The organism is Corynebacterium sp. CMW7794 (assembly GCF_001563605.1).
Lineage (GTDB): Bacteria > Actinomycetota > Actinomycetes > Mycobacteriales > Mycobacteriaceae > Corynebacterium > Corynebacterium phoceense.
Window position 1 is genome coordinate 22,914 of the sequence record NZ_KQ961724.1, and the last position, 12,123, is coordinate 35,036.

General features: G+C 65.2%; 8 protein-coding genes. 3 read left to right on the forward strand and 5 right to left on the reverse strand.

The annotated features are described in order from the left end of the window. Positions 1–4 precede the first annotated feature (4 nt). Together HMPREF3227_RS04090 and HMPREF3227_RS04095 are read right to left on the reverse strand one after the other, a co-directional pair. Positions 5–3,115 carry a bifunctional [glutamine synthetase] adenylyltransferase/[glutamine synthetase]-adenylyl-L-tyrosine phosphorylase gene (locus HMPREF3227_RS04090; RefSeq protein WP_066510496.1) on the reverse strand — a complete coding sequence of 1,037 codons (3,111 nt, stop codon included), beginning with the start codon at positions 3,113–3,115 and terminating at the stop codon, positions 5–7. A gap of 3 nt (positions 3,116–3,118) precedes the next feature. Then, the gene (locus HMPREF3227_RS04095) at positions 3,119–4,456 is read right to left on the reverse strand and encodes a glutamine synthetase family protein (protein WP_066488603.1); all 1,338 of its coding nucleotides are present in this window, start codon (positions 4,454–4,456) and stop codon (positions 3,119–3,121) included. A gap of 184 nt (positions 4,457–4,640) precedes the next feature. Here HMPREF3227_RS04095 and HMPREF3227_RS04100 point away from each other — a divergent pair, with 184 nt between their 5' ends. Together HMPREF3227_RS04100 and HMPREF3227_RS04105 are read left to right on the forward strand one after the other, a co-directional pair. After that, on the forward strand, positions 4,641–5,687 hold the full coding sequence (locus HMPREF3227_RS04100; RefSeq protein WP_066510499.1) for a DUF2786 domain-containing protein: 1,047 nt from the start codon (positions 4,641–4,643) through the stop codon (positions 5,685–5,687). Positions 5,688–5,782: 95 nt separating this feature from the next. Further along, entirely contained in the window at positions 5,783–7,498 is a 1,716-nt protein-coding gene (locus HMPREF3227_RS04105; protein WP_066510501.1) for a CYTH and CHAD domain-containing protein, read from the forward strand. A gap of 95 nt (positions 7,499–7,593) precedes the next feature. Here the strand turns inward: HMPREF3227_RS04105 and HMPREF3227_RS04110 are convergent, their stop codons facing one another. Next, complete coding sequence (locus HMPREF3227_RS04110) at positions 7,594–7,782, reverse strand: hypothetical protein (protein ID WP_066488506.1); 189 nt, start codon at positions 7,780–7,782, stop codon at positions 7,594–7,596. A 192-nt stretch (positions 7,783–7,974) separates the two neighbouring features. Between HMPREF3227_RS04110 and HMPREF3227_RS04115 the strand changes: the two genes are divergently transcribed. Next, a complete protein-coding gene (locus HMPREF3227_RS04115; protein ID WP_066510503.1) occupies positions 7,975–9,240 on the forward strand; it encodes a galactokinase family protein in 1,266 nt (421 codons plus the stop codon). Between the two features lie 62 nt (positions 9,241–9,302). Here HMPREF3227_RS04115 and HMPREF3227_RS04120 read toward each other — a convergent pair whose 3' ends face one another. Both HMPREF3227_RS04120 and HMPREF3227_RS04125 read right to left on the reverse strand, forming a co-directional pair. Further along, positions 9,303–10,679, reverse strand: a complete 1,377-nt coding sequence (locus HMPREF3227_RS04120; protein WP_156452965.1) for a hypothetical protein — start codon at positions 10,677–10,679, stop codon at positions 9,303–9,305. 398 nt (positions 10,680–11,077) lie between these two features. Then, entirely contained in the window at positions 11,078–11,731 is a 654-nt protein-coding gene (locus HMPREF3227_RS04125) for a DUF3558 family protein (RefSeq protein WP_066510509.1), read from the reverse strand. Positions 11,732–12,123 lie beyond the last annotated feature (392 nt).

The following is a 12,123-nucleotide window of genomic DNA, read 5'->3' on the forward strand; positions in this document are numbered from 1 at the left end:
GCAGTTAGAACGGACCTTCCTCGTGCTCGAGAGACTCGGGCTCGCCCCAGAAGACCTCATCGACGACACGGCGGGCGTGCCGCGTGGTCTTGAGATAATGGTCGAGGTAGCCCTGGTTGTCCTCCGGGGCCCAGCCGGAGGCGCCGGCGACCTGCGCGAGCTGCGGGCCCGGCGGCGGCAGCTGGTTCACGCGCTTGCCGCGCACGAGCACGAGCGCATTGCGCACGTCGGTGGCCAGGCACCACGCCTCGCGCAGCGCGCTCACCTTCGCGGCGGGCAGAATCTCGTGGGTCTCGAGCGCGTCGAGCGTGCCTAGCGTCGAGGGATTGCGCAGCTCCGGGCATTCGTGGGCGTGCATCATGGTGAGCAACTGCACGGTCCATTCGATGTCCGTGAGTCCGCCGCGGCCGAGCTTGGGGTGCGTATTGCGGTCCGCGCCGCGGGGCAGGCGCTCATTGTCCACGCGGGCTTTCATGCGCCGGATGTCGCGAATCGTGGACTCGGAGGCACCGCCCGCCGGGTAGCGGAAACCGTCGATGAGCTCCATGAACTGGGAGCCGACCTCCTCGTCACCGGCGATGAATGCGGCGCGCAGGAGCGCCTGCATCTCCCAGGCTTCGCCCCACTCGCGGTAGTAGCGCTCGTAGGAGGCGATGGTGCGCACGACAGGACCGGAGCGGCCCTCGGGGCGCAGGCCCAGGTCGACCTCGAGCGGCGGGTCGCCCGAGGGCTTGGCCAGCCGGCGGCGCAGACCGTCGACGATGGTGACGGCCCACTTCACGGCGGTGGTCTCGTCGACGGGGGCGCCGGTCTCGGGGTCGACGGCATCCTCGGCGGGCTCGGCGACGAACATGACGTCCGCGTCCGAGCCAAAGCCGAGCTCCATGCCGCCCAGGCGGCCCATGCCGATAACCGCGATGCGCGCGGGCGGGCGTGGGAAGTCCGCGTCCTCGGGTGCATTATGGGCGCCCTGCCAGCCGCGGATCTCGGCACGCAGCGCGGCCTCGAGCACGGAGTTCCACACGGTAGACAACTCGAGACAGACCTCGCGCACGTCCATGAAGCCGAGCAGGTCCGCGGCCGCGACACGCGCGAGCTCGATGCGGCGCAGTGAACGTGCGACGGCGACGGCTTTATCCGGATCCGCGTGGCGCTTAGTCGAGCGCACGAGCGCGGTGGACACCTGCTGCGGCGAGGTCTCGAGCAGCTTGGGTCCGGTCGCGCCGTCCGAGAGCTGTTTGACGACGTCGGGCGCGGAAATGATGAGCTCGGCGGCGTACGGCGAGGTGCCGAGGATATGCATGAGGCGCTGGCCCACGATGCCCTCGTCGCGGAGCATGCGCAGGAACCACGTCGCGTCGTAGGCGGCCTCGGACAAGCGGCGGTAGTTGAGCAGGCCGGCGTCGGGGTCCGCGGCCTCGGCAAGCCAGCCCATGAGCGTGGGCAGCAAAATGGCCTGGATGCGGGCCTTGCGCGAGGACCCTGTGGCCAACGCGGTGAGGTGCTCGAAGGCGCGGTCCGGGAACGTGTAGCCGAGTGCTGCGAGCTGCAGCTTCGCCGAGGCCGGCGAGAGCTTGAGCGTATCCGAGTCGAGATTGACCACCGAATGCAGAAGCGGCCGGTAGAACAGGCGCGAGTGCAGATCATTGACGAGCACGCGGATTTCTTTGAGGCGCTTCGCGAGCGCCTGGGAGGCGGACTGCGCGCCGTCCGGGTTGAACCCGGCGACGGTCGCGAGCCATTGCCATGCGACGGCGTCGCCCTCCTCCGGTAGCAGGTGAGTGCGGCGGAAGCGCTCGAGCTGGAGGCGGTGCTCGAGCAGGCGCAGGAACTCGTAGGCCTCGATGAGCTGGTGGCCATCCTCGCGGCCGACGTAACCTGCGGCGACCAGCGCCTCGAGCGCCTCGATCGTATTGAGCACGCGCAGCGACTCATCCGAGCGGCCGTGCACGAGCTGGAGGAGCTGCACTGCGAATTCGACGTCGCGCAGGCCGCCCGTGCCGAGCTTGAGCTCGCGGGTCTTCAGCTCCGGAGGGACGTTCTCCAGCACGCGTCGGCGCATGGCTTGAACGTCCTCGACGAAGGAGTCGCGCAGGGAGGCCTCCCACACCATCGGTTTGACGGCCGCGATGTAGTCCTCGCCCAGCGGCAGGTAGCCCGTCTGCACGCGGGCCTTGAGCTGCGCCTGAAACTCCCAGGTCTCCGCCCAGCGCCTGTAATACGTCACGTGCGAATCAAGCGTGCGCACGAGCGCGCCGGACTTGCCCTCCGGCCGCAGGTTCGCGTCGACCTCAAAGAAGCACGCGGAACCAATCCGATTGAATTCCGCCGCGACGCGCGTAATCCGCGGGGTGGCCTCGGAGCCGACGAAGATAACGTCCACGTCCGAGATGTAATTGAGCTCGTTCGCGCCGCACTTGCCCAAGGCCATGACGGCCAGCTGGGCGTCGAGCGGAGCCTCGTCATAGACGACGCGGACGGCGACGGCTAACGCTGCGGTAAGGGCGGCATCGGCAAGCCCTGTGGTCAGCCGCGTGACCTCGCGGAACGGGACTTCGGGCTGGGCCACGGTCTGCCCCTTGCGGGAATGAAGCGTGCCGGCCAGGTCGTGCGCGGCCAGTCGCATGACGAGCGTGCGGTAGGTGGACTTGAGCAAAATCTTGGCCTCGCGGATGCCCGCGACGTAGGTGCCGGGCCCGCTCAAGCTTGCCGATGCCCCATCCGGCCGCGTCAGCTCCGTCTCATAGGCCGCAGGGCGTGCCTCGATGGCGCCGAGCATCTCTTGGTAGAACTCCGCGACGGTGGGCAGCGGCTTGGCGAGTTCGTGCCACAGCTCGGGGTTCGCGGCGAGGTGATCGCCCAGCGCCGTGGAGCCGCCGAGGAGGGCGAGGACACGCACGCGCAGGGCCTCGTCAGCGCGCATGGCGGGCTCGAGCTCGGGGGCGGCGTCGTGGATGCGCATGAGGGTATTGAGCGCGACGTCCGCGTTACCGCAGGCCGCGAGCGTCCACAGCAGCGGAATGGTCTCCTCGGTGGTCCAGCCGAGTTCTTCGAGGTCTTGCGCCGCGGTGGGACGAGTAAGCCCCAGCGTGGCAGGTGAGGGAATCTTCGCCATAGCTTAGAAGTCCAGGTTGGTGTGCAGCTCGGAGGTGGTGATCTGCGCCTGGTAGCGGTGCCATTCGTCCCACTTGGAACGCAGGAAGAATTCGAAGACGTGCTCGCCGAGGATGTCCGCCATGAACTCGGAGCGCTCGAAGACGCGCAGCGCTTGGTCGAGCGAGGTGGGCAGATCCTTGTAGCCCATCGCGCGGCGCTCGCGGCGGGTGAGCGAATGGACGTCGTCCTCGGCCGGCTCGCCCAGCTCGTAGCCTTCGCGGATACCCTTGAGCCCCGCGGCAAGGATGACGGCGTAGCCCAGGTACGGGTTCATGAGCGCGTCGATATTGCGCACTTCCACCCGGCGCGACTCCGCCTTTCCCAGGCGATACGTGGGCACGCGCACGAGCGCCGAACGGTTGGACACGCCCCATGTCGCCGAACCCGGCGCCTCGTTGCCGAACATCAAACGCTTATAGGAGTTGACCCACTGGTTGGTCACGGCGGTCATCTCCGTGGCGTGCTCGAGGATGCCCGCGATGAACTGCTTCGCCGTCGTAGACAGCGCGAACTCGTCATCCGGATCGTGGAAGGCGTTCGTCTCTCCCTCAAACAACGAGAAGTGCGTATGCATGCCGTTGCCCGGGTGCTCCTCGAAAGGCTTGGGCATAAACGTCGCGCGAATGCCCTGGTTGGTGGCCACACGTTTAATAACGAAGCGGAAGGTCATAATGTGATCCGCCATGGTGAGCAAGTCCGCGTGCCGCAGGTCGATCTCCTGCTGCCCTGGCGCTGTCTCATGGTGGCTCATCTCCGTGGAGATGCCCATCTCTTCCAGCGCCAGCATCGCATACGAGCGGAAACGCGGCGCGGTGTTCTGGCTCGCCTGGTCGAAGTAGCCGCCGTTATCCGTGGGCTTCAACTTGCCCGTCTCTTTGAGCTCCTTAAGCAGGAAGAACTCAATTTCCGGCGAGGCCTTGACGCTAAAGCCATCCGCCGCGGCGTCCGCGACCTGACGGCGCAGAATCTGGCGCGGGTCCACGAGCGAGGCCTGACCGTCCGGCTGCTGGATATCACAGAACATACGCGCCGACTGCAGGTTGGGATCGTCCTGGTCAAACGGAAGAATCTGGAACGTGGACGGGTCCGGAAGCGCGATGGTGTCCGACTCCGAAATGCGCGAAAAACCTTCCACCGAGGAGCCATCGAAGCCGATGCCCTCCTCAAATGCGTCCTCCAACTCCGAGGGGCTGATGACCACGGACTTCAAGCCGCCCAAAATATCGGTAAACCACAGGCGGATGAAGTGAATATCGCGCTCCTCGACGGTGCGCAGGACAAACTCGTGTTGGCTATTCATGCCCTTCACTCTAGCGGAGCTGCCAACTCTATTGGGCAGTACTTTTCATCCGCTTTGCCCAGCTCACCAGAGCATCTCGGGGGTAGCCCGCGGGGGTGTCTCGCCTCATTCATGTCCACGCACCATGCGAGTCTAAGCGCACTCCGTTAGAACACTCTTACTAAAACCACTCAAGGAGAACGCCATGATGAGCCCCACCACCATCGTCGACGACATCGTCATCGCCGCCCTGCGCGGCTGGACCCCAGACGACCTATTCCACATCCTCGGCCCTGCCATCCATCCTTTAGCCCACCGTGCTGCCATCCGCGTGCCCGCGCGCGTAGCCTCGCCCTACCTGCGCGCCGCCTGGCTCAGGTTACTGCCACCCGCCGATCCCTTCTACGACGTGGGTCTTCTACCCTCCTGGCATGCGGAGCTCACCTCCCTCAAGGTGCTCCGCGACGTCGAACTCCTCACCCCACCCACGACGCCCGAATCCGACCCCGCCGCCAAGATCCGCCGCAAGATCGAGGCCCTCCTGCGCAAGGCCGAGTCCACCGAATTCGAAGAGGAGGCCGACGCACTCATCGCCCGCGCCCAGTCCCTGCGCCAGTCCCACCGCCTCACTGAGGCCCTGCAGAATCCCCATGCCGCCCCCATCACCCGCCGCGTCTATCTCGACGCCCCGTACGTCAAGCACAAGTTCAGCCTGCTCGCCGCAGTCTGCTACGCCAACGGCGTCACCGGCGTGCTCATCGACTCCCGCGGGCTGGTCTCGCTCATCGGCACCGCAGGCGACCTCGACCATGTCATCGATCTCCACGCTTCACTCGCCCGCCAGTGCGAGCACTTCCTCACGTCCTCCCCCGGCGCTGCCGAGGCCAAGCGCACCCGCACCACCGCGGCCTACCGCCGTAGCTTCCGCCTGTCCTACGCCACCAGGATTGGTGACCTGCTGCAGGAGGCGAATTCTTACGACTCCACTTCCGGCTCCGCCGTGTCTTGTGAAGATGCGCCCTCCTCGTCCACGGACCTCGCTACCGTGGCTTCGCAGGCACTGCCCGTCCTCGCCCGCCGCCTGACCGCAGCCGAGGAAACCCGCGACCGTCTCTTCCCTCACCTGTCGACGCTCTCGCTGTCGGCGACGCACCTCGACGGATTGCATGACGGCATCGCCGCCGCTGAGTCCGCGCGCTTGGGCGGCGATTCGGCCGGACTCGACGCGCGCCAGCGGGCGCTCACCGCGTAACCACAGCCACGCATCATTATGGGCCACTTTCTACCCCTAAAAGGTAGGATCGGGCCCAGAAGGACACCCACACGTCGAGGAAAAGGAAAGAGTAGATGGCCATTACCAGTGCCCTCGAAATCGAGGCCAAATTCGCAGTCGACAGCTCTGCCGAGCTGCCGGATCTCACCACACTGCCTGAGATCGGCTCCGTCGCCCGCGAGGAGCACCACGAGCTCTCCGCCATCTACTTCGACACCCCGGACCTGCGTCTCACCCGCGCCAAGATGACGCTGCGTCGCCGCACCGGCGGCAACGACTCCGGCTGGCACATCAAGACCCCCACCGCCGCTGGCCGCCAAGAACTCCACGCCCCGCTCGATGACGCCGCGGACGGCAACTACATCGTCCCCGCCGAGCTGCTCGCCGAAATCCGCTCGCTCGTGCGCAACCTCCCCCTCAAGCCCATCGCTCAGGTGGACAATAAGCGCACCGAGATCACCTACGCGGACCCCGACGGCAACCCCGTCGCCGAGTTCTGTGACGACCATGTCACCGCCAAGTCCTTCCTGCCCGCCGGCAAGGAGACCCGCTGGCGCGAGTGGGAAGTCGAGCTCACCGGCGTCGCCGCCGAGGCCGCCGCCCAGGCCGCCGAGGCTCCCGCAGCCGACGCCCCGGCTCCCGCGAACCTGCTCCAGCTGTGCTCCGAGGCGCTCATCGCCGCCGGTGCTTTCCCGTCTAAGTCCCCGTCGAAGCTGGCCACCGCGCTGGGCGACTCCGTGGACAACGTGCCGCTGCCGCCGAGCATGCGCGAGTCCACCGTCGAGCCGGGCTCCGCCGCCGCGGCCGTCATCGCCGCACTGCAGACCAACCGCGACAAAATCATCGAGTACGACCCCAAGGTCCGCGCCAACGAGTGGGACTCTGTCCACCAGATGCGCGTGGCCACCCGCGAGCTGCGCAGCCACATGGAGACCTTCCATGGCATCGTCGAGGGCCCGCAGATCGCGCACATTGAAAGCGAACTCAAGTCCCTCGCAGGCCTACTCGGTGTCGCACGCGACGCCGAGGTCGTCGAGGAGCGCTGGCAGTCCCTCCTCGCGTCTGAGGATTCCGACGTTCTCGACGAGGCCACCCGCGACCACATCGCCCACGACATGGGCCGCGAATACCGCCGCGCCCACCGCCACGTGATCGGCGCCCTCAACTCGGATCGCTACCTGGGCCTGCTCGAAGAACTCGACCAACTCCTGCTCGATCCGCCGGTCGTCGCAGACACCCCCGCCGAGGACACGACTACCGAGGACACCGCTGCCGCAACCCCCGTGCCTGAGGACGCACAGCCCGAGGCTGAGCCCGCCGCCCACGAGCAACCCGCCCAGGACATGGAAACCGTCATGGCCAACCACCTGGGCGAGGCCTATGCGAAGCTGGTCAAGCGCCACAAGAAGGCCGTGAAGAACTGGAGCAATGACGAGCTCCCGCTCCACGAGCGCGAGAACTACTTCCACGACATGCGCAAGGCCGCAAAGAAGCTGCGCTACGCCGCAGAGGCCGCCGGTTCCGCCACGAACCTCAAGACGAAAGCACTCTACAAGGCCTGCAAGGATATGCAGTCCGTGCTCGGCGACTTCCAGGATTCCGTCACCTCGCGCGACAAGCTCCTCGAACTGGCTGAGGCCGCCCGCCGCCGCGGCGAGGACACCTTCGGCTACGGCCTGCTCTACCAGCGTGAGCGCATGATTGGTCTCGAAGCCCTCGCGGACTACCACGAAGCGTTCAAGGCTATTAAGTCCTCCTTCAAGCCGCTGCGCAAGAAGATGGACGCCTAACCGCGCACCGAGCCGCAACGCAGAAACGGCCGCCGCCCCCATACGGGGACGGCGGCCGTTCGCACAGATAGGCGCAGCGCGGCTGCGCGCGGGAGTTAGTCCTCCCAGGCCTTATCGGCGGCATCGGCAGCAGCGTTGCGCTCTGCAGCGAGCTTGAGGGCGTTTTCGGCCTCTTCGCGGGTATCGTACGGGCCCATGCGATTATCCCAACCGGACTCGGGGCCTTCGGTCACCTGGCCGGTAGCAACGTCGTAGTACCACTTGGTGTTGCCTGCGTTCGTCATTGTCTTTGCTCCTTGTCTGCCGCGACGGGGACGTCGCGGCGCGTTCGTCGTAATCTGTGCCACCCAGGCTACCGCGAAACGCGGGCCGTGCGACCGGTAGAATGTCGACTGTTCCGCTTGGTCTCCCCGCAGCGCGCGCCTATCGCGCAGCGCTGGGGAGGCATGCACCCCAGTCCAAAGGAGTAATTCTTCATGCCGATGTGGCACCACCCCGACTCCCCCGCCGCTGACCGTGCCCGTGAGCTGCACACGCGCTTGACCGGCGCGCAGCCGCAGGCGGTGGCCAGCGCTCCTGCGACGTGGAATGTCATTGGCGAACACGTGGATTACTACGGCGGCGTGACCGTCATCGGTCTGGTGGATCTGCGCGCCGCCGTGGCCGTGAGCCCCCGCACGGATGACGTCATTCGCGTGACCATCGCAGAAAACAACGAGGAGACCACGGAGGACTCGTCCCTCGAGGCCCTCGCCGCCTTGGCAGCGGCGCAACAGCCCACCACAGATTCGGAGGGCCGCACCATCGTCCCGCCAGCGCCCACGGGCAACACGCACACCCGCGTGGCAGGCATGGTGTGGATGCTCATCAACCGCCAGCTCCTCTCCCGCGAGACCTCCGGCATGGACATCACTGCCGTCTCGGATATCCCACCGCACGCTGGCCTCGGCGCTCGCTCGGCCATGGACGTCGCCACGGCCCTCGCCCTCATCAGCGACCACGAGGAGCTTGCCGATGCCCCCATGCGCGCCCGCATCGCCGATGTATGCGCCCAGGCTGTCACTTTGTTCTCCGAGGTCCCACCCCTGCGCGCCCGCCACACGGCGGCGCTGCGCGGTGCCGCGGAGACCGTCTCCGTCATCGACTACGCGGATAACTCGGTCACCCAGGCGCCGCACCCGCTGGGCAAGGAGATGAGTGGCTTCGTCGTCTCCGCCCCCGCCGCGGGCGATATCGCCGCCCCCGTAGCCCACATTCGCGCCCGCCAGCGCTTCGTCCACGACGCCTGCCACGCTTTCGGCACGGACTCGCTGCGTCTGCTTCCCGATGCTGCCCCGCGCGTCGTCGACTGGCTCACGGCCGTCCACGAAATCGACGGTCCCGAAGGCCAGCCCACGCTTCCCGATGCCCGCAACTGGCTCGCTTTCTTCGATGATGAGACCACCCGCGCCCAGGGCGTCGCCCGGTCCCTGCGTTCGCGCCGCGGCACGGAGCTCCTCTCCGTCCTCGGGTCCTCGCAGACCGAACTCGCTGCCATCTACGGCCTGGAAAATGCGCAGCAGATCGCGGAACTTTCCGCTCTACGCGGCGCCGTCGGCACCCGCGCCGCCTCCGCCGGAATAGCTAACGCCGTCGTCGCCTACGTCCCCGCAGTCAAGGCAGACCACTTCGCCGACGATCTCTCCGAGGCTGGCCTCGATGTCATCGCCCTCCACCCCGGCGAGCCCGCCCGCCCCGAATAAACCGTGACGCACGAAGACCCCGAGCACCGCTCGGGGTCTTCGTCTAAAGCGGACACGCACGTTTAGTCGCGCACCCACGCTCCAATTACGCCCGGCACCGACGGCGGCACCTCACCGAGCAGCGCCCGCCGGTTCTGGTCTTGCTCCACCGCCGTCGTCACGGTCTTTACCTTCCCCCGTTTGTCTCCTTGACCGTGACCAGCGCCCATCATCGGCATCATGCCGCGATGCGCAGCGCCAGCACCACCGCCGACACCGCCCGCACGCACCCCAGCGCCCGTCGAACCCACGCCCGCAGCACCAGCACCTGGCGCGCCACCGGCCGCGACTCCACCTGCACCAGGCAGCCCAACGCGTCCTACACCCGCGCCGAGTCCCCCCGCTGCCGGCATGCCTACTCGGCTTCCGATGCCACCGCGCACACCTCCGCCACGACCCGCAGCCCCAGCCGCACCGCCGCCAGCGCCTCCGAGCGCACCCATCGGTGCGGCACCGATGCCTGAGCCACCCAGCCCTGAGTTCATTCCCCCACCCAGTCCTGCTGCCGCTCCAAGTCCCGATGCACCACCGAGATTCGCTGGCGACGCTCCTCCGCCCGACAACGCCCCGATACCCGGCGCGCCACCCGACAATCCACCCGCGGCACCACCCACTCCGCCGGGCAGACCTGCAGTCAACCCCGCCGCGCTCGGCAGCGTTCCGACCGATGCCGGCGTCGTCAGCGCCTGCGACAGCTCCGGCAATCCAGCTGCGTCATAAATCGCCGGAACGTACGTTTGCGCGGCCCTATTGAGCTGCGCCAGGTCCTCCGCCGACAACCCGATATCATTGACCGGCCGCAGCTGCCCATCGACAATCTCGAAGGACCCTGGTCCCACCGCACCACGCACAACCGCTTCCTCAAAGGACTTCGGCCATTCCACCTCATCGGTCGACAGACCAAACCCGCTCGCGTTGACCGCGTCCATGCCTGCCGTGAAGTCTCCTCCCGAGGCACGCATCTGCGGCTGCGCGATGCTCGCCACCGGCGGCAGCGAGACATCCACCATCGACTGCAGCGCGTTCTGCATCATGACCAGACCCGACTGCTCGACGGCTTCCCGGCTCACCGGATCCATCGGCAGAGACAACGTCGACGCCATGGACAGCGCCATCAACTTCGATACCTGGGACAATCCCAACATCGCACCCGTGCGTCCAGCCATCGCCCCTGCATTCGCCGCAATCTCCGAGCCCGTCCCTGCAATCTCACGGATCTTCGCCACCGCAGCGTCAATCGACTCGCCCTCGTTCGACTCTTCGAGCGATGCCGCCATCGCCTCCAACTGCGCCGCAGCTTCCCCTGCCGACGCGGAAACAGATTGCCACTGTTGTTGGGTCGCTAAGATGCTTGAGCCATCAAGTCCCAGGACTTCAGCGATGACCGACGGTGCATCCATTCCAACCGCCACTAGCGGCTTCACGAAATGAACCGTGCCATAGCTCGCATCAGGCTGCGGGTCCAACATGAAAATCTCATCCGGAGAAATCCCGCCCGTCTCAACGGCTTCTAGCGAATGCGCCGCAAGCACATCCTGGGCAATTGCTCCAACAGCAAACTTTCTTAGCTGTCCCCCAATCCAATCAACCTGGTCCGTGAGTTTATCAATCAAGGCTTTTGCTGAAGCCGGATCGTCTCCCAAGAGTCGACCATGGATCATCCCAGTTTCCCTAACGCCGCTAATCGATGACAAATTTGCAGACATGCCGTTCGACAGGCGCAATCCGTTGGCGTCAAGCAACATCGTGATGCGCTCTGCAGCACTTGCATCAGCAGAAATACGTTGAGTATCGAGTTTCACTTTGCATCACTTCCCTCAAAAAGATTTTCAAGGATTCGGATGGGCACGTCACAGAAGGTTTCACCACTGCCTTGACCCAAGCTATTGACATAGTTGACGGCAACCGTTCCTCGGGGAGTTTCTATCGCTGCGAAACAGGTAGTCTGCGTATCACCGCCGGTCTGCTGCATTACACGTGCATTACTCAATCTCGGAACAGTCTCGTCGGTCAGCTCAAATCGCCCCTCTTGAAGTTGACTAAGAGAGGCGCCGTACGAAGTAATGAATAGCAATCCAGAGTCATTCTTTATTTCCTGTTGCTCCACCAAATCGCATGTATAAGGTTGAACATCGGTAAGATTCATTGCCTTCTTTTTAAAGCCGAGTTGGGCCACGACATCTTCGGGCAGTTCCTCACATGGTTTGAATGGATTCTCGTAATACTCCCGCCAATCAAAAGGTCCCGGTTCAGGCATCGACCAGCCACCCAAATCAATCGATGCTTGGTCCTCTGACGCGTCGTCGTCACCGGTGTCTGGTGCAGGCGACGCGGGGCTTGCGACGGCGGCAGTTCCGACGGCAGGCTGTGGCTCGGCGTCGCTGACGGTGCAGCCTGCGAGAAAGGCTGCAACTATGCCAAGGCACGCCACATTATGCAGTGGTCTTAACATGTATTTTCCTTAAAACTTCGATCAACAAATAAACGTTGGGGAGTTCAAGGAGTTCAACGCCGTCGGCTGGGGCCCGAAAGGCGTCCCCCTCTGCCCACCAAGCATGCCCGAAACTCGATGATTTGTCGCGTTGGAAACCAAAAATTCACTTTGCGCCGACGGAAGGCTGAGCGGATACAAAGAAGCGTGGGACGAACACGTCGTTCGTCCCACGCTGTTGCACGCTGGCGTGGATGATTAGAAGAAATTCTTGTAACGAATCTGGAATTCTTCCTCGGTTTCGCACTCGCCGTCGCCGTTCATTTCCCGCATGCCCTGTTCAAGGATGGCGTCGTACTCATCGGGGTCGTCGGGCACTGGGACCTGACCCCTGTTTGGTGGACACCTGATAT